The 17027-nt window shown below is 68.0% G+C and carries 15 protein-coding genes; 7 read left to right on the top strand and 8 right to left on the bottom strand.

The genetic code is table 11. From position 1 onward, the window contains the following. The first annotated feature begins 2 nt into the window (after positions 1 to 2). The 4 genes from ACP7AU_RS12425 (at position 3) to ACP7AU_RS12410 (ending at position 4181) form a co-directional block, all read left to right on the top strand. Positions 3 to 1163, top strand: a complete 1161-nt coding sequence (locus ACP7AU_RS12425; RefSeq protein ID WP_426051587.1) for a DegT/DnrJ/EryC1/StrS family aminotransferase — start codon at positions 3 to 5, stop codon at positions 1161 to 1163. Positions 1164 to 1167: 4 nt separating this feature from the next. Further along, the gene (locus ACP7AU_RS12420; RefSeq protein WP_426051586.1) at positions 1168 to 2106 is read left to right on the top strand and encodes a Gfo/Idh/MocA family protein; all 939 of its coding nucleotides are present in this window, start codon (positions 1168 to 1170) and stop codon (positions 2104 to 2106) included. Continuing rightward, the gene (locus ACP7AU_RS12415) at positions 2103 to 2687 is read left to right on the top strand and encodes a GNAT family N-acetyltransferase (protein ID WP_426039404.1); all 585 of its coding nucleotides are present in this window, start codon (positions 2103 to 2105) and stop codon (positions 2685 to 2687) included. The genes ACP7AU_RS12420 and ACP7AU_RS12415 overlap by 4 nt, the downstream gene beginning before the upstream one ends. A gap of 99 nt (positions 2688 to 2786) precedes the next feature. Beyond that, a complete protein-coding gene (locus tag ACP7AU_RS12410) occupies positions 2787 to 4181 on the top strand; it encodes an NAD-dependent succinate-semialdehyde dehydrogenase (RefSeq protein WP_426051585.1) in 1395 nt (464 codons plus the stop codon). Here the strand turns inward: ACP7AU_RS12410 and ACP7AU_RS12405 are convergent. Then, positions 4178 to 4645 (bottom strand): MaoC family dehydratase, encoded by a 468-nt coding sequence (locus ACP7AU_RS12405; RefSeq protein WP_426039406.1) that lies wholly within the window; start codon positions 4643 to 4645, stop codon positions 4178 to 4180. The two genes, ACP7AU_RS12410 and ACP7AU_RS12405, sit on opposite strands and share 4 nt — an antisense overlap. Then, on the bottom strand, positions 4642 to 5646 hold the full coding sequence (locus ACP7AU_RS12400) for a threonine ammonia-lyase (protein WP_426039407.1): 1005 nt from the start codon (positions 5644 to 5646) through the stop codon (positions 4642 to 4644). Before ACP7AU_RS12400 ends, ACP7AU_RS12405 begins: the two co-directional genes overlap by 4 nt. A gap of 67 nt (positions 5647 to 5713) precedes the next feature. Here ACP7AU_RS12400 and glpK point away from each other — a divergent pair, with 67 nt between their 5' ends. Further along, entirely contained in the window at positions 5714 to 7207 is a 1494-nt protein-coding gene (glpK, locus tag ACP7AU_RS12395; protein ID WP_426051584.1) for a glycerol kinase GlpK, read from the top strand. After that, complete coding sequence (locus ACP7AU_RS12390; protein WP_426051583.1) at positions 7204 to 8280, top strand: phosphotransferase family protein; 1077 nt, start codon at positions 7204 to 7206, stop codon at positions 8278 to 8280. The genes glpK and ACP7AU_RS12390 overlap by 4 nt, the downstream gene beginning before the upstream one ends. Positions 8281 to 8441: 161 nt before the next feature. On the opposite strand, the gene ACP7AU_RS12385 is transcribed toward ACP7AU_RS12390, so the two are convergent. The 6 genes from ACP7AU_RS12385 to ACP7AU_RS12360 all read right to left on the bottom strand — a co-directional run bounded on the left by ACP7AU_RS12385 (position 8442) and on the right by ACP7AU_RS12360 (position 16027). After that, a complete protein-coding gene (locus tag ACP7AU_RS12385) occupies positions 8442 to 9134 on the bottom strand; it encodes a hypothetical protein (protein WP_426039410.1) in 693 nt (230 codons plus the stop codon). Between the two features lie 128 nt (positions 9135 to 9262). Beyond that, positions 9263 to 10009 (bottom strand): DUF1223 domain-containing protein, encoded by a 747-nt coding sequence (locus tag ACP7AU_RS12380; RefSeq protein ID WP_426051582.1) that lies wholly within the window; start codon positions 10007 to 10009, stop codon positions 9263 to 9265. A 218-nt stretch (positions 10010 to 10227) separates the two neighbouring features. After that, positions 10228 to 12408 (bottom strand): prolyl oligopeptidase family serine peptidase, encoded by a 2181-nt coding sequence (locus ACP7AU_RS12375; protein ID WP_426051581.1) that lies wholly within the window; start codon positions 12406 to 12408, stop codon positions 10228 to 10230. 66 nt (positions 12409 to 12474) lie between these two features. Then, a complete protein-coding gene (locus tag ACP7AU_RS12370) occupies positions 12475 to 14652 on the bottom strand; it encodes a prolyl oligopeptidase family serine peptidase (protein ID WP_426051580.1) in 2178 nt (725 codons plus the stop codon). Between the two features lie 103 nt (positions 14653 to 14755). Beyond that, positions 14756 to 15556, bottom strand: a complete 801-nt coding sequence (locus ACP7AU_RS12365) for a potassium channel family protein (protein ID WP_426039414.1) — start codon at positions 15554 to 15556, stop codon at positions 14756 to 14758. Positions 15557 to 15628: 72 nt separating this feature from the next. Beyond that, a complete protein-coding gene (locus ACP7AU_RS12360) occupies positions 15629 to 16027 on the bottom strand; it encodes a host attachment family protein (RefSeq protein ID WP_426051579.1) in 399 nt (132 codons plus the stop codon). A 99-nt stretch (positions 16028 to 16126) separates the two neighbouring features. On the opposite strand from ACP7AU_RS12360, the gene dapF reads away from it, so the two are divergent. Further along, the gene (dapF, locus tag ACP7AU_RS12355; RefSeq protein WP_426051578.1) at positions 16127 to 16990 is read left to right on the top strand and encodes a diaminopimelate epimerase; all 864 of its coding nucleotides are present in this window, start codon (positions 16127 to 16129) and stop codon (positions 16988 to 16990) included. Positions 16991 to 17027: the final 37 nt, after the last annotated feature.

Here is a 17027-nt window from a genome sequence, read left to right as displayed (position 1 = left end):
CCATGAGCATTGCCTTCATCGACCTGCAGGCCCAGCGCCGCCGTCTGGGCGGCAAGATCGAGGCCGCCATGATGGCCGCTGTCGAGAGCGGGGCCTATGTCATGGGCCCGCCGGTGCGCGAGTTTGAGACGGCCCTGGCCGCGTTCGGCGGCGCGAAACATGCGCTGGGCTGCGCCAACGGGACCGAGGCCCTGGCGCTGCCGCTGATGGCCTGGGGCCTTCGGCCGGGAGATGCTGTCTTTGTGCCCAGCTTCACCTTCTGCGCCACGGCCGAGGTCGTGCCGTGGCTGGGCGCGACGCCCGTCTTTATCGATATCGACCCCCGCACCTACAACATCGACCCCGGCCACCTGGAGGCGGCCATCGAGGCGACGATCGCCGAGGGCAGGCTGAGGCCCCGCGTGGTGATCGCCGTCGACCTGTTCGGCCAGCCCGCCGACTATCCGGCCATCAAGGCGATCTGCGACCGGCACGGGCTGAAGCTGATCGCGGATTCGGCCCAGGGATTCGGATGCACCATCGACGGCGACCACCCCCTGAAATGGGCCGACGTGACGACGACCAGCTTCTTCCCGGCCAAGCCGCTGGGTTGCTACGGCGACGGCGGCGCGGTTCTCACCGACGACGATGATCTGGCCCAGGAGATCGACAGCTACCGCGTGCACGGCAAGGCGGTGGCCAAGGATCTGGTCGGCCGGACCTTTGAGCACGACACCAAATATCTGAACATGCGGGTCGGGATGAACTCGCGTCTGGATACAGTGCAGGCCGCCGTCCTGATCGAGAAGCTGAAGGTCTTCCCCCAGGAGATCGAATGGCGCACGCGGATCGCCGCCCGCTACAACGAACTGCTGGCGCCGCACGTCGCGGCCGTGCCTTATCTGCCCGCGGGCAACGTCTCGAACTGGGCCCAGTACACGATCGAACATCCGGACCGTGACGGTCTGGCGGCCCACCTGCGCGACCAGGGCGTGCCGTCGGCGGTCTACTATCCGATCCCGCTGCATCTGCAGCCAGCCTATGACATGCACCCGCGCGACCCTCAGGGATTGCCGGTGACCGAGGCCAGGATGAAGGTGGTCATCAGCCTGCCGATGCACGCTGATCTGGACGAGGCGACCCAGGACCGGATCGTCGACGCCGTCGCCAGCTACAAGGGCTAAGCACATGAACCCGACCCATCTGCACGCGCCGATCCGCACCGGCGTCGCCGGCGCTGGCGTCATGGGGCGCAACCACGCCCGCGTCCTGTCCGAGATGCGCGAGATCGACCTGGCCCTGGTCTTCGATCCCGACGCCGTGGTCGCCGAGGGCGTCGCCTCGGCCTATGGGGCGCAGGCTGTGACCACAGCCGCAGCGTTCGTCGCGGGCGGGCTGGAAGCCGCCGTCATCGCCACGCCGAACCGCCATCACGCCGACCTCGGCGTCGCCCTGCTCGAATCGGGCGTCCATGTGCTGGTCGAAAAACCGATCGCCGCGACCGTGGCAGACGCCCAGCGGATGATCGACGCCGCCAAGGCCAACGACCGGGTTCTGATGGTCGGTCAGGTCGAGCGGTTTAACCCGGCGGTGGAGGCGGTCAAGCGCGCCATCGAGGGCGAGGACGTCATCTCCATCCAGATCACCCGCGTCGGCCCCTTCCCGCCGCGCATGGGCGAGGTGGGCGTGGTCATCGATCTGGCCGTGCACGACATCGACATCATCCGTCACCTGACGGGCTCCGAGATTGTCGAGGTCCAGCCGCAGCTCGCCCGCACCCGCGCCGACCGCGAGGATACGGCCCTGCTTCAGTTCCGGCTGGAGAACGGGGTGATCGCCCACATCACCACCAATTGGGTCACCCCCTACAAGACCCGCACCCTGCAGGTCGCGACGCAGACCAAGTTCGTCGTGGCCGACCTGATGACGCGACAGGTCACCGAATATTTCGGCCAGCAGCCGGACGGCTCCTATTCCACGCGCGGCGTGATGAGCTGGCCGAACGAGCCGCTGAAGAAGGAGCTGGAAGCCTTCGCCCACGCGATCCGCACCGGCGAGACGCCTGCGGTGACGGGCGAAGACGGCCTGCGGAACCTCGAGGTCGCCCTGAGGTGCCTGGGGGGATGATCCTCCGGTCGGAGGCTCTGGAGAACGACTTCGTCCGGCTGGAGCCGTTCGAGGATCGGCACAGGGAGACGCTGCGTCTGGCCTGCGACGCCGATCCGGAGCTGTGGCCGACCTTCTATTACACCTCCCTCGGCGGCGACCGGTTCGACGGCGGCTGGCAGGCCATGCGGGACCAGCAGGCGGCCCGGACGCGGATTCCGTTCGCGGTGGTCCGCGAGGGCGAGGTCGTCGGCCTGTCGACCTTCATCAACATCCTGCGGGCCGATCGCTCGGTGGAGATCGGCACGACCTACTATCGGCCCGAGGCGCGCGGCGGGGTGGTGAACCCGGCGGCCAAGCGGCTGTTGCTGGAGCACGCCTTCGCCTGCGGGGTGCAGCGGGTGGCGTTTCAGGTCGACCAGATCAATCTGCGCAGTCAGGCGGCGATGGCGAAACTCGGCGCGGTTCGCGAGGGCGTCATGCGCAACGACAAGATCACCTGGACCGGGCGGGTGCGGAGCTCGGTGATCTTCTCCATCCTGGCAGAGGAATGGCCGGCGGTGCGGGCGACGCTGGACCAGCGGCTGGCGGCGTTCGGCTGAGGGCCTTGCCGGTTTCGTGAGCCACGCTGTCGCGGATGATCTGAACCCTGTTGGCCGGGCGACGTTGGGATTGTCTCCGCGACACAGAAAACCCTCCCCATGGCCTACAGAACCCTGAACCCCTTCACCGAAGAGCGGGGCAAGGACTATCCCGAGCACACCGATGCCCAGGTCGAGGCGGCGCTGGCCACGGCCGACGCCCTGTTCCGTTCGGACTGGTCGCAAGGCGACATCGCGCCTCGGCTGAAGGTCCTGTCGCGAATGTCGGCGCTGCTGACGGAGCGGTCCGACGTCCTGGCCCAGGCCATGGCGACCGAGATGGGCAAGCTGGTCGGACAGGGAGCCGGCGAGATTGAACTGTGCGCCGGGATCGCGGCCTATTACGCTGCAAACGCCGCGGAATTCCTGAAACCCGAATGGGTCGAGAGCGACCTCGGCGAGGCCTGGGTCCAGCACCACCCGATCGGGGTGCTGCTGGCCGTCGAGCCGTGGAACTTCCCGGTCTATCAGCTGATCCGCGTCATAGCCCCGGCCATCGCGGTCGGTAATCCGGTGATGTTCAAGCACGCCGGCATCGTGCCCCACTGCGCCGAACTGTTCGAACAGCTGGTCCGGGACGCGGGCGCGCCGGAGGGGGCGGTCACCAACCTCTATGTCTCCTCAGACACGGTGGCCGAGCTGATCGGCGACGATCGGATCCAGGGCGTCGCCCTGACCGGATCCGAGGAGGCCGGCAGCAAGGTGGCGTCCAGAGCCTCCGAGAAGCTGAAGAAGTCGACGCTGGAACTGGGCGGGGCCGACGTCTTCGTGGTGCTGGACGACGCCGACATCCAGGCTGCGGCCGAGGTCGGGACCCAGGCGCGACTGGCCAACGCAGGCCAGGTCTGCACCGCCGCCAAGCGGTTCATCCTGCACGAAAAGATCGCCGACGCCTTCCTGGCGGCCTTCAAGGCGAACATGGCCGCGGCCGTGCTGGGCGATCCGCTGGACGCCACGACGACCCTGGGCCCGCTGTCGTCCGGGGACGCGCTGGAGGGGCTGACGAAACAGGTGGACGCGGCGGTCGCAGCCGGGGCCACGGTGGTCATCGGCGGCAAGCGGCCCGAGCGGACGGGCTTCTTCTTCGAGCCCACCATCCTGACCGACATCGACCGCGACAACCCCGCCTATTTCCAGGAGTTCTTCGGCCCGGTCGCCATGGTCCATGTGGCCAAGGACGACGATGACATCGTGCGCCTCGCCAACGATTCCCGCTATGGCCTCGGCGGCTCGATCTTCGCGGGCGACACCGACCGGGCGCGCGCCCTGGCGACCCGGATCGAGACCGGGATGGTGTTCATCAACACCGCCACGACCAGCATGCCCGAACTGCCGTTCGGCGGCGTCAAACGCTCAGGCTACGGCCGCGAACTGGGCGACGTCGGCATCAAGGAGTTCGTGAACCGGAAACTGGTCGTCGTGTCGTCGGGCAAGACGGCGCAGACGGTGGGCTAGCCGCCGACCATCTGCATTCCCAACCATTCGGCGATCAGGGCGGGCTTGTCGGCGCCTTCGATCTCGACGGTCAGTTCGTGCTTCAGCAGCCAGCGGGTGACGCCCCCATTGGCGCCCTTGTCCTCGGCCGAGAGCAGCTTGAAGCGTCCGCGGATTCTGGAGCCGGCAGGGACGGGGGCGAGGAAGCGGAGTTTGTCGAAGCCGTAGTTGACGCCCATCACCACGCCGTCCAGCGGCTTGACCGCATCATAGGACATGGCCGAGGCGAGGCTGAGGGTCAGGAAGCCGTGGGCGATCGTGCCGCCGAAAGGGGTCTGTTTGGCGGCGACCGGGTCGATGTGGATGAACTGGCGATCCTCGGTGATCTCGGCGAAGGCGTCGATGCGGGCCTGGTCGACGAGGATCCATTTCGAGACGCCGATCTCCGTGCCGATCAGCGACTGGAGGTCAGAGGGTTTGGTCATGCGGCGGCTCCTTGAGCGGCCGGAACGAACCGGCCTTCGATGATATCGGCAAACAGGCCGGGGTCGATATTGCCCCCGGAAAGAATGACGGCGGTGGTCCGTCCCTTCGTCTCGATCTTGCCGGCGAGGACGGCGGCGAGGGCCGCGGCGCCGCCGGGTTCGACCACCAGCTTGAGGGCGCGGAAGGCGTAGGCGACGGCCTCGGCCGCCTCCATGTCGCTGATCGTCAGGACGCCGGAGAGGACTCGCTGGTTGATCGGGAAGGTCAGGACGCCGGGGAAGGGGGTCTGGAGCGAATCGCAGATCGAGGGCGGGCCCTGCGGGTGGCCCGTCCGTTCACCGGCGGCCAGCGAGCGGGCGGTGTCGTCATAGGCCTCGGGCTCTACGGCCCAGGTCTTCGTCTGCGGACTGCGGGCCTCCATGACCAAATTGATGCCGGCCATCAGTCCGCCGCCGGAGCAGCAGCACAGCAGCTGGTCGATCGGGCCCTCGGCCTGGTCCAGCAGTTCCAGCGCCGTCGTGCCCTGGCCTTCGATCACATAGGGGTCGTCAAACGGGGGGACGAGGACGGAGCCGCGCTCCCTGGCGACCTGGGCGCCGATCTCCTCGCGGCTCTCGGTCCATCGATCATAGAGGCGGACCTCGCCGCCGAAGGACTTCACCCCGGCGATCTTTATGGCGGGGCTGTCGGCCGGCATGACGATGACCGCTCTGGTTCCCATGAGCCTCGCCGCCGCCGCCACGCCCTGTGCATGGTTGCCGGAGGAGAAAGCGACGACGCCTGCGGCCAGTTCGGCGGCGCTGAAGCGGCTGATCCGGTTGTAGGCGCCCCGGAACTTGAAGGCGCCGGCGACCTGCATCGTCTCGGCCTTGAGCAGGACGCGGCCGCCCATCCGTTCGTTGAGGGCGGCGCTCTCGATCAGGGGGGTGCGGACCGCCTCCGGGGCGATCTGGCGGGCGGCGTCGAGGACGCCTTCGTAGGAAGCGGTGCGGTCGGACATGCGAGGCACTTAACCCGATCCGGTTCGTCCGGGTAAGGTGGCGAAAACGAGGGAAACGCTTAGAACCATGACCATCTGCATCCTCGCCATCGATCAGGGCACGACCTCGACCCGGGCCATCGCCTTCGAGTTGCGGGAGGACAAGGGGCTTCATCCGGTCGCCGTCAGCCAGATCGAGCTGGAACAGCATTTCCCCCGCTCGGGCTGGGTCGAGCACGACGCCGCCGAGATCTGGGCCGCGACGCTGCAGACCTGCCGCGAGGTCATCAAGAAGGCCGGTGGTGTCGGCCGGTTCGCGGCCATCGGCATCACCAACCAGAGGGAGACCGCGGTGCTGTGGGACGCCGCAACCGGCGAGCCGCTGCACAGGGCCATCGTCTGGCAGGACCGAAGGACGGCGGACGTCTCGGCGCGCATGGCGGCCGAGGGGCATGAGGCCATGGTCCAGGCGGCGACCGGCCTGATCCTCGATCCCTATTTCTCGGCGACCAAGTTCGCCTGGCTGCTGGACGCCGTGCCGGGGGCGCGGGAGCGGGCCGCAAAGCGCGAGGTCAAGCTGGGGACGATCGACAGTTGGCTGGTCTGGAAGCTGACGAACGGCGCGCGCCACGTCACCGATGCGACCAACGCCAGCCGCACCTCCTTGATGGACCTCAGGACGCGCGAGTGGCGCGACGACCTGTGCGAACTGTTCCAGGTTCCGAAAGTCGCCCTGCCCCGGATCGTCGGCTGCGCCGAGGTCTTGGGCGAGACCGATCCCGGCCTGTTCGGGCGCGCCCTGCCGATCGCCGGCTCTGCGGGGGACCAGCAGGCGGCCCTGGTCGGGCATGGGGCGCTGAAGCCCGGCGATGCAAAGATCACCTACGGCACCGGCGCCTTCCTGGTCGCCAATGTCGGCGCCGAGCCGGGGGCCTCGTCGAGCCGGCTGCTGGGCACGCTCGGCTACCAGGTCGGGGAGACGGTCGCCTGGGCGCTGGAGGGGTCGATCTTCTCGGCCGGGTCGGCGATCCAGTGGCTCAGGGACGGGGTCGGGATGATCTCCGACAGCCGCCAGTCCGAGGCGGTGGCCCAGGGACTTGAGGACAATGGCGGGGTCTATCTGGTTCCCGGATTCACCGGCCTGGGGGCGCCGTGGTGGGAGCCGGATGCGCGCGGCGCGGTGATCGGCCTGACGCGGGATACGAAGCCGGCGCATTTCGTGCGGGCGGCGCTGGAGGCCCTGGCCTATCAGACGCGCGACCTGCTGGACGCACTGGCGAAGGACGGCGCACCGAGATTCAGCGTGCTGAAGGTCGACGGCGGGGTTACGGCCAACGCCTTCGCCATGCAGTTCGTGGCCGACATCTGCGAGGTCACAGTCGAGCGCCCGGCGTTTCAGGAGATGACGGCGCTGGGCGCTGCAAGACTGGCGGCGCTCGGCGTCGGGCTGATCGACGATCTGGAGCCCCGCAACGAGGAGGCGCCGGCCGTGTGGAAATCGCGGATGTCGGCGGAACGGCGTGAAGCGCTGCTGGGGGGCTGGCATCGCGCGGTCAAGGCCGCCATTGTCGCCACGCAATGACCGACAGTTCCACAGATCCCCAGGCCGCCTTTTCCGGAACACGGGATGTCGACCCTCGCTACCGACTTGACGAGGCCGCGCTGGACACCTGGATGGCCGCCAACGTCCAGGGCTATTCCGGGCCCCTGACGATCCGCCAGTTCAAGGGCGGCCAGTCCAACCCGACCTATGAGCTAAGCACGCAGGGCGCGGCCTATGTGCTGCGTCGCAAGCCACCCGGCGTGCTGCTGCCCTCGGCCCATGCCGTGGATCGGGAGTTCGCGGTGACCTCGGCTCTGTACAAGCAGGGCTATCCGGTCGCGCGGCCCTATGCTCTGTGCACGGATGATGTCGTGATCGGATCGATGTTCTACGTCATGGACAAGGTCGAGGGCCGGGTGCTGTGGGACCTGAAGCTGCCGGGGATGGAGCCGGCCGAACGTCGCGCCATCTTCGAGGCCCAGACCGACGCGCTCGCCGACTTGCACAAATTCGATCCCGCCGCGATCGGGCTCGCCGACTACGGCAAGCCGGGCAACTATTTCGCGCGTCAGGTCGGGCGCTGGACCAAACAGTACCGCGCCTCCGAGATCGATCCGATCCCGGAGATGGACCGGCTGATCGACTGGCTCCCACAGGGTCTGCCGGCCGAGGGACCGGCGCGGATCGTCCACGGCGACTTCCGCCTCGACAATCTGATGATGGCATCGGACGCCGCCGAAGTGCGGGCGGTGCTGGACTGGGAACTGTCGACGCTCGGCGACCCGATGGCAGACTTCTCATATCTGCTGATCGGCTGGGTCTTGCCACCGACGGTGCGTAACGGCCTGGCGGGGCTGGACCTGCCGGCGCTGGGCATTCCTACGGTCGAGGAGACGATCGAACGCTATGTGGCGCGCAGCGGGCTGCGGCCGCCGGAGAACCTCGACTGGCTGATGGCCTACAACCTGTTCCGGCTGGCGGCGATCTGTCAGGGCATCGCCGGGCGGGTGCGCGACGGGACGGCGGCCTCGGCCCATGCCATCGAGACGGCGAAACAGGTGGTCCCGCTGGCCAGGGCCGCGTGGGGCTTCGCTGTGAAGGCGGGGGCTTAAATCAGGTCTCCTCCTGTTCGCCGCTTGGCGAACGCGGAGGTGGCCCGGAGCGGGGAGACGGAGGGGGTCTTTCCGCGTGCACGAAGAACCCCTTCGTCTGCTCGCAAGGGCTGGCATCCGCATCCCCATGCGCAAGGGCGCGCGGGGAGGAGGCCGGTTGATCAGTTCGTCAAGATCTGCACCCGCGACCAGACCTCGCCGCGGTTGACGATCTCGATGCGGATCGGGCCGGCCTGCGGGCGGGCGACGGTGCAGACCGGGTAGTGGTCGAGTGAACCGTCGGAGCAGACAACGGCGCCGTTCTGGTCCCGCAGCGCGAGGTCGATATTGGTGTCGCCGTCGCCGATGGCGGCCACCCGGAGCACTTCGTTGCGACGCGCCTCGATGGTGAAACTATAGGTCTCGCGCGCGCGCAGGCGGCGCACCACAACGATCGGACCGGCGCCGAAAGGCGAGGCGCGCACACCCTTGTCCGGCGACCGTTCGCGCGAAATCTGGTCCAGCAGGAAGCGGTCGCCCCCGGCGAAGGTCTCGGCCTCGTTCAACAGGGCGGCATGGGTCAGGAAGGGTTCGTCGCCGTTCTCGCGTCGGGTCGGGATGTCGCCCAGCATACGAGCCGCAACGATCATGGCCGGGGCGTCGCGCCGTTCACGCGCCCAGTCGGCCACTTCGGCGGCAGTGACCATCCGGGTGATGGCGCGGGCCTCGAGATCGGGGTTGGGAGTTGGCGCCGGACGGCTTTGCGACCCGGCCGGCGCCGCCGTCAGGGCCATGGCCGCGACGGCTGCGACGATGGCGAGCGCGGCGGCGATAGGGGTGCGTCCCCCGACGACCCGACTCGCGCGCTCAATCATCTTCGCTCCCCCAGAGCACCGCCATCGGATGGCGACGGATCGTCAATAGCGACGAACGTTTCACGGCGGACAGTGACCGAAACTGATAGGGGCGCCAAGGGTTTGGCTGTCGCGGAAAACGGAAGGCGTCAACGCGCGGCGGCGCTGAGAATCCGGCGATCGGCGCGCGACTGAACCATCACGACAACCTTGTCCTGGGGATCGACGGCCTCGGGCAGGACGAGCAGGATCGGACGACCGGTCCAGTCGCCGAGCCGGGTCAGGCTCTGGACGACATTGATGTGCCGGACGTCGCGGCCCCGGTTGTCGCCCCCGGCCACAGTCACGGTCTGCAGTCCGGGACGATAGACGACAGCCCAGACGTCGGCGCCGCCGGAGGGCGCGCGGCCCGAGCCGACCCCGACCGCGTCGCCGCTCTCGCGGAACTGGACCTGCGGCGGGAAGTTGCGCCGGGCGGCTTCTTCGTTGACGGCGATCTGGATCGCCTCCCCTTGCGCGCCCGAGACCTGTCGACGCCCGTCGATCACGATCTGGGGCGTATAGACGTTCCTCAAACGCATGGCGGCCTGATAGGCGCGCTGGCGCTGGGCGAACTCGGGCTTGGCGAAGGTGTCCGGCCAGCCGAGGTAGTCCCAGTAGTCGACGGCATAGGTCAGGGCGATGACGCCCGGCTCCTCGGCCAGACCCTCGACCACCTGGTTGGCGGCGGGACAGCCGGAACAGCCCTGGGCGGTGAACAACTCAATCACCACCGGCTCGGCGGTCGTCTCCGACAGGCGAACGGGACGCGCGCCCGCCGGCTGGGCGGTCGAACCAACCGCGCCGAGCAGACCCAGGGCGGCGACGCCCGCGACGATGATGCCCCTTGCCTTCATGGGCTGGAGTCCTAGCGGGAGCGGCGCGCGCGCGCGCCTCATAATCGCGTGAAGGGAGTGGCTCCTCCCTGTGCGCGCTTGCGCATGGAGAGGTGGATGCGAGCTCTTCGCGAGCAGACGGAGGGGTTCTTGGTGCGCGCGGAAAGAACCCCTCCGTCTCTTCGCTTCGCTACGAGCCACGTCCCCGCGCCTTTGGCGCAGGGAGGAGACAGCGTGTGTCAGTCCATCAACTGCTGGCTGAGATAGACATAGTGGCGCGCCCACCGCCGCGCGTTGGCGACCGGGTCGGCGTCGTTGGAGTGACCGCCCGAGGTCTCCTCGTAATAGAGGTGGTCGTGGCCCTGGTCGCCCAGGCGGGCGGCGAATTTACGCGCATGCCCGGGGTGAACGCGGTCGTCGCGGGTGTTGGTGGTAATGTAGAGGCGCGGATACTCCGCCTCTGGACGCAGTTGCTGGTAGGCCGAATACTGGCTGATGAAGGCGGCGTCGCCGGGGATGCGCGGGTCGCCGTATTCGCCGATCCACGACGCGCCGGCCGGCAGGTCCTGATAGCGCAGCATGTCGATCAGGGGGCTCTCGATCACGGCGGCGTTGTAGAGTTCTGGATGCTGGGTGATCGAGACCGAGGTCAGGACCCCGCCGTTCGAACGGCCGTAGATGCCGAGGCGGCGCGGTGAGGTCGCCCCGCGCGTCTCCAGATCGCGAGCCACGGCGGCGAAATCGTCGAAGGCGCGCTGGCGGTTCTCGCGCAGGGCCGCCTGATGCCAGGCCGGACCGAACTCGCCGCCGCCGCGGATATTGGCCACCACATAGGCGCCGCCGTTCTCGAGCCACAGCTTGCCCAGCTCCGGCTTGTAGGCGGGCGGGAAGGAGACCTGGAAGCCGCCGTAGCCGAACATGATGGTCGGGGTGGAGCCGTCCATCGGGGCGTTTGTCGCCCGGACGAGGAAGTAGGGGATTTTCGTTCCGTCCGTAGATGTCGCCTCGAACTGCTCGACCACGTGGGTGGAGGCGTCGAACATGGCCGGGCCGGACTTGAGCGTCGTCAGTTCGTCGGCATTCGCCGCCAGCAGGCTGAGGGTGGGCGGCGTCAGGAAGCCCTGGGTCGAGACGAACATCCGGCCCGAACCGCGCGACACGTCGCCGATGCCGACCGCGCTGTTGGCGGGCGCGGCGATCGGGCTCGAGCTCCAGGCCGCGCGGCCGCCCTGACCGAAGGCGAACCGGCGCAGCGTGCCCACGACGTTGTCGGAGACGCCGACCACCAGACCGTTCTCCAGGACGGCGACATCCTGCACCGACTGGCGGGCGGTCGGCTTGAAGATGGTCTCGGTATCGCCGTCGGGCGACGGCTGCGGCATGGTCGGTTGGGCCAGGTCGTCGAGCGACAGGGACAGCAACGTTCCCTCGGGGACGGGGAAGCCGCCGCGATCCCATGCCTCGTCCAGCCCGACGATCAGTCGGCCGTTCTGGACTCCGTGGATGGCGACGCGTTCCGGCAAATTCAGGCGGATGGCGACGCCGCCGTTCAGCCGCCAGGTCTCTGCGCGATAGGTGTCGAGCGGGCGGGAGATGATGGTGGCCAGAACCTCGCCCGCGCCATTTCGATAGACGCCGGGGCTGACGCCATAGCCGCCGTCGGAGATGTCGCCGCGATAAATCTCGATTCCCTCGGCCAGGGTCTGGCCGCGCTTCAGGCGCTTGACGATGAAGGGATAGCCGCTCTCGGTCAGGGTGGGCTGGCCGTTCTGGGGGCCAAAATCGGTGGCGACCAGAAGCGTGTCGATATCGAACCATTCGAGCCGGTGCTTGCCCTCCGGCAGGATGAAGCCGTCCTCGACGAAGGCCTTGGTCGTGGTGTCGAACTCACGCACTACCACGGCGTCCTTGCCACCCTCCGAGAGAGAAACGAGGCAACGGGTCTCGTCCGGAGCCAGGCAGCGCGCGCCCTTCCACACCCAGTCCTTGCCCTCGGCGCGGGACAGGGCGTCGACGTCGATCAGGGTCTCCCATTCGGGTGTTTCGGCGCCGTAGCTGTCCAGCGTCGTGCGCCGCCATAGACCCTTGGGATTGGTCGCATCCTGCCAGAAATTGCCGATGCCGTCGCCGAGGAAGCTCGGCCCCGGAATCCGGGCGGTCGACGACAGGATGTCAAAGGCCTCGGCGCGGAAGGTCTCGTAGCGCCGGTCACCGGTCAGGGCGGCCAGTGACCGCTCGTTCTCGGCCCGGACGAAGGCCATGGCCTCGGTCCCCTCGACCTCCTCCAGCGCCAGATGATCGTCGGCGGCGCGCACGCCGGCCGGCGACAGGTCGGCGGGGAAATGGGGCGGTGGCGTCTGGGCTAGGGCGGGGGCCGAGATGGCGATGGCGGCGACGCCGAATAGGAGAGAACGCAACATGGGAACGACCTTGATTCGCGAAAGCACGGGGTCCCCGCTTTCGCGGGGATGAGCGGATGCCGAAACCTAGTCCTCCGCCGGCGCGTCCATCAGGCGGCGCGACAGGTAGGTGTATTCCAGCGCGATGCGGCGGGCCGTTTCGCGCAGGTTGGCGCCCGCCGCGTGACCGCCGTCGGTGTTCTCGTAGAATAGGACCGGATAGCCCAGCTCCTCCAGACGCGCCGCCGCCTTGCGGGCGTGGCCCGGGTGGACGCGGTCGTCCTTGGTCGAGGTGTGGATGAAGACCTCCGGGTAGGGCTGGCCCGCGCGCAGGTTCTGGTAGGGCGAGTATTCGCCGATCCAGGCGCGTTGTTCCGGGATGTCGGGGTCGCCGTATTCCGCCCGCCACGAGGCGCCAGCGAGCAGGCGGTGGAAGCGGAACATGTCGAACAGGGGCACCTGGATGACCGCCGCGTTGATCAGGTCCGGGCGCTGGGTCAGCATAGCCCCCATGAACAGCCCGCCCTGCGATCCGCCCATGATGCCGAGGCGCGGCTGTGAGGTGATGTTGCGGGCCTCGAGGTCCATGGCCACGGCCTGGAAGTCCTCGTGGGCGCGCTGGCGGTTCTGCTGCAGGGCCGCCTCGTGCCAGTTGGGGCCGAACTCGCCGCCGCCACGGACATTGGCGACGACATAGACGCCGCCCCGCTCCAGCCACAGCTTGCCGACTGTGGGCGAATAGCCGGGCAGTTGCGACACCTGGAAGCCGCCGTAGCCGTACAGCAGCGTCGGGTTGGAGCCGTCGAGCGCCATGTCTGTCTTATGCACCACGAAATAGGGGATCATCGTGCCGTCGGCCGAGCGGGCCTCGAACTGTTCCACAGTCATGCCCGAGGCGTCGAACTTGGCCGGGATCGACTTGACCTGGGCCATCTCGCCGGTCGCCGCGTCAACCAGCGACAGGGTCGAGGGGCTCAGGTAGCCGGCGACGCTGACGAAGATGCGGTCGTCCTGTTCCGAGGCCGAGCCCAGACCGACGGTCGAGTTGGCGGGCAGGTCGAGACGGGAGCGCGACCATTGGCCGGACGGGTTAGGCGTGTAGACATAGGCGGCGCCGCGCACATTTTCGTACAGGGCCACGACCAGCTTGTTGCGGGTGGCGGTGACGGATTCGACCGACTCGCGCGCGCCAGGGCGGATGAGCAGCTGGGCCGGCGCGGCCTGATCGGCCAGCCAGGCGTCGAGGTTCCAGGCGACGACATCACCGGTCTTGAAGGCCTGCCCGGACGGCGCGGTCCAGTCTTCCTTGATTGTCACGACCAACTGGCCCTGGACCAAGGCGTCGATGTCGGACTTGGCGGGCAGTTGCAGCCGGGTCGTGGTCCCGTCCGCGTTCAGCAGATGGGTCTCGCTCTCGTAGAAGTTCACGCCGCGATTGATGATCACCGCCTGGATCACGCCGTCGGCGTTTCGCAAGGCGCCGCCGCCGACCGAAACATCCGAGGGCTGGCCGGTGAAGAGGGTTTCCGCCTGATCGATGGTCTGGCCGCGCTTCAGCCGTTTGACGATCATCGGATAGCCAGAGGAGGTCATGGTGCCGGGGCCGAAGTCGCGGGCGATCAGCAGGGTATCGGCGTCGACCCAGGTCACGCCGCCCTTGGATTCCGGCAGTTCGAAGCCGCCGTCGACGAAGGTGCGGCTCTCGGAGTCGAACTCGCGGACGACGACGGCGTCCTTGCCGCCGTCGGACAGGGAGATCAGGCACAGCCGCTCTTGAGGCGGCAGGCAGGACGAGCCCTTGTAGACCCAGTTCTTGCCCTCGGCCGCCGACAGGGCGTCGAGGTCTAGGATCGTCTCCCACTGCGGTGCATCGGTGCGATAGCTGGCGATCGTCGTGCGCCGCCAGATGCCGCGCACATGCGTCGCGTCCTGCCAGAAATTGTCGATTTGGCCGTCATGGGTGAAGCCCGGTGACGGAATGCGGTCGCGGGCCTGGACCAGGGCCAGGGCCTGTTCGTGCAGGCCTTCGTAGCGCGGATCGCCCTGGAGCACGCCAAGCGAGCGGGTGTTGTGCTCCTCGACCCATGCCATGGCGCGGGCGCCGTCGACATCTTCCAGCCAGAGATAAGGATCGGTTGCATCGGTGGTGGCGAAGCCCCCCTCGACCAGCGGCGGGTTGGGCGGGGTGTGGGTCTGGGCCAGGGCGGAAGTTCCAAGAATGGAGGAGGCGAGGAGGGCGGCCGTGAGGCTCAGCGAACGACGCATGCAGGGGCGCTCCGAAATAAGGATGGCGCACCTTAGTCGAGAGGGGGCGGGCGGCAAGGCGGAGAACCTTACCGTTTTGTCACGTGGGACCGACCCTGGCGAATCAGACGGCGCCCTCGTCGGGTATGCAAAGAAGGTTGCCGCAGGCCTTGCAGTGGACGGCGTCGGGGTCATGGACCTGAAGGCCGCACTTCTCGCACGGATAGCGGACCTTGTGCGGCCGGAGCAGGGTTTGGCCCAGTCGCACAAACAGGGTGACGCCGACCAGCATGATGACGATCGACACGAGCCGCCCCCAGATGCCCGGCAGCAGGATATCGCCGTAGCCCGTGGTCGTCAGGCTGGTGACCGTGAAATACAGGGCGTCGACCCAGCCGCTGATGCCTTCATAGCGGCCCATGAAGCCGGTGTAGACGAAGCCCGTAGCGACGAAGACGAAGGTGACCAGGGCGACGACAGCCTTGGTGGTGTCCTCGACCCGGGTGTCATCGTATTTGCGGCCGACGGTGCGCCAGAAGAAGTCGGAGCTGACCAGGGTCCACAGCCGGATAACCCGCAGGAAACCAAGGTTGAACAGCCACGCCGGAAACAGCAGGGTCGCCAGGATAAACAGATCCACCCAGACGATGGGTCGCTTCAGCCAGTCCCTGATGTTGGAATAGGCCAGCGCCCGCGCGGCGAGGTCGCACGCGAGGATGGCCGCCACCAGGTAGTCCACGACGTAGAAGGCCAGGCCGACATGCCTGAGCAACGGCGCGGCGATGAAGAAGGCGACGATGATCAGGTCGATCGCAAGCACGGCCAGTCTGAATCTAACCGCCGTCCTGGAGGCTCCGTGGTAGAGGGCGCGGAGGCGTGCCCGGATGCGGAGGCCGCGATGCGGGAGCCGGTCGGTGGCTGTCATGGGCATCCCTCTAGCCACGCTGTCGTCCGAACGCCACGGTCCAGCCTGCAGGCCGGACCGTGGCGCAGACGATCAGGCCTTCTCGATCGCAGCGGCGATCTGGTCGGTGGAGTGTCCGGTCAGATCCTTGGCGATCTCGCCGACGAGGCGCGAAGACAGTTCCTTGTGCCAATGCTTGCGCAACTCGCCCAGGGTCTTGGGCGCCGCGATCACCAGAAGCTTGTCGAACTTGCCGCCCAGGGCCCATTTGTTGAGCACCTCGGCCACGCCCATGGCGAAACCGTCCTCGGCCTGGGTGTCGTTGTCCGGATTGGCCTCGCTGGAGCCGCGACCGGCCGAGCCCGAGGCCCGCTCCTCGATTTCCGGGTTCGACAGGGCGGTCAGGGCGACGTCGTTGTGGCCAGTGTTCTTGAACAGGACCAGCTTCTCGCCGTCCACCACTGCCACCATCGCGCCATTGGGAAGATTCATTGGTAAGGCCTCGTCGTCCGTTTCAGAGAAGAGACTAACGAGTCGCGGCCGGGGGCGTTGCGTGACTGCGACCTTGGGGCCTTCGTCCGACGTGTCTATATGGCGTCCATGAGCGGCGCGCCCTCCAGACCCTTCGTCAAGATGAACGGCGCCGGCAACGACTTCGTCGTCGTCAATGCGCTGGACCGGCCCTTCACGCCGGGCCCCGACGCCGTGCGCGCGCTCGGCGATCGCAAGACCGGCGAGGGCTTCGACCAGCTGATCGCCATCGAGCCTTCGGACACGGCCGACGCCTTCATGCGGGTGTGGAACGCCGACGGCGGCACGGTCGAGACCTGCGGCAACGCCCTGCGCTGCGTCGGCTGGATGCTGATGCAGGCCAACGGCTCGGACGAGGTCACCATCGACACCCTGGGCGGAAAGACCGTGGCGAGGCGTGCAGGCAAGGGCCCGGATGGAGACCGGATCACCGTCGACATGGGTCCGCCCCGACTTCACTGGCGCGACATTCCCCTGGCCGAGGAAATGGACACCCGCGGCATCGAGCTTCAGGTCGGGCCCATTGACGATCCGGTTGTGCACACGCCCGGCGCCGTCTCCATGGGCAACCCGCATGTCGTCTTCTTCACCGATCGGCTCGACGATGACTTCGTTGTGGCCGCGGGCTCCCTGATCGAGCACCACCCCCTGTTCCCGGAGGGGGTCAATGTCGGGTTCGCCAGCGTCCTGGCCCCCGACCGCATCCGCCTGAGGGTGTTCGAGCGCGGCGCCGGCCTGACCAGGGCCTGCGGCACAGGCGCCTGCGCGGCCCTGGTCGCCTGCGCGCGGCGCGGGCTGACGGTGAGGAAGGCCACGGTCGTCGTCGACGGCGGCGAACTGGTCATCGACTGGGATGAGGCCACCGGCCATGTCTTCATGACCGGCCCGGTGGAGGTCGAGCGCACGGGCGCCCTGGACCTCTGATCCTCGCCGCCCGGGCGTCGGCGGTTGTCCCGGGGGA

It is taken from the genome of Brevundimonas sp. SL161 (genome assembly GCF_049896985.1).
GTDB lineage: Bacteria > Pseudomonadota > Alphaproteobacteria > Caulobacterales > Caulobacteraceae > Brevundimonas.
This window is presented reverse-complemented; position numbering and strand designations above follow the sequence as displayed.

Excerpts from the sequence above, each read along its gene's own strand:
- ACP7AU_RS12415 (WP_426039404.1), top strand. The coding sequence starts at position 2,103 with ATGATCCTCCGGTCGGAGGCTCTGGAGAACGACTTCGTCCGGCTGGAG.
- ACP7AU_RS12385 (WP_426039410.1), bottom strand. The coding sequence starts at position 9,134 with ATGATTGAGCGCGCGAGTCGGGTCGTCGGGGGACGCACCCCTATCGCC.
- ACP7AU_RS12370 (WP_426051580.1), bottom strand. The coding sequence starts at position 14,652 with ATGCGTCGTTCGCTGAGCCTCACGGCCGCCCTCCTCGCCTCCTCCATT.
- ACP7AU_RS12405 (WP_426039406.1), bottom strand. The coding sequence starts at position 4,645 with ATGACCAAACCCTCTGACCTCCAGTCGCTGATCGGCACGGAGATCGGC.
- ACP7AU_RS12380 (WP_426051582.1), bottom strand. The coding sequence starts at position 10,009 with ATGAAGGCAAGGGGCATCATCGTCGCGGGCGTCGCCGCCCTGGGTCTG.
- ACP7AU_RS12375 (WP_426051581.1), bottom strand. The coding sequence starts at position 12,408 with ATGTTGCGTTCTCTCCTATTCGGCGTCGCCGCCATCGCCATCTCGGCC.
- ACP7AU_RS12425 (WP_426051587.1), top strand. The coding sequence starts at position 3 with ATGAGCATTGCCTTCATCGACCTGCAGGCCCAGCGCCGCCGTCTGGGC.
- ACP7AU_RS12360 (WP_426051579.1), bottom strand. The coding sequence starts at position 16,027 with ATGAATCTTCCCAATGGCGCGATGGTGGCAGTGGTGGACGGCGAGAAG.
- ACP7AU_RS12410 (WP_426051585.1), top strand. The coding sequence starts at position 2,787 with ATGGCCTACAGAACCCTGAACCCCTTCACCGAAGAGCGGGGCAAGGAC.
- ACP7AU_RS12365 (WP_426039414.1), bottom strand. The coding sequence starts at position 15,556 with ATGACAGCCACCGACCGGCTCCCGCATCGCGGCCTCCGCATCCGGGCA.
- ACP7AU_RS12400 (WP_426039407.1), bottom strand. The coding sequence starts at position 5,646 with ATGTCCGACCGCACCGCTTCCTACGAAGGCGTCCTCGACGCCGCCCGC.
- ACP7AU_RS12390 (WP_426051583.1), top strand. The coding sequence starts at position 7,204 with ATGACCGACAGTTCCACAGATCCCCAGGCCGCCTTTTCCGGAACACGG.
- ACP7AU_RS12420 (WP_426051586.1), top strand. The coding sequence starts at position 1,168 with ATGAACCCGACCCATCTGCACGCGCCGATCCGCACCGGCGTCGCCGGC.
- dapF (WP_426051578.1), top strand. The coding sequence starts at position 16,127 with ATGGCGTCCATGAGCGGCGCGCCCTCCAGACCCTTCGTCAAGATGAAC.
- glpK (WP_426051584.1), top strand. The coding sequence starts at position 5,714 with ATGACCATCTGCATCCTCGCCATCGATCAGGGCACGACCTCGACCCGG.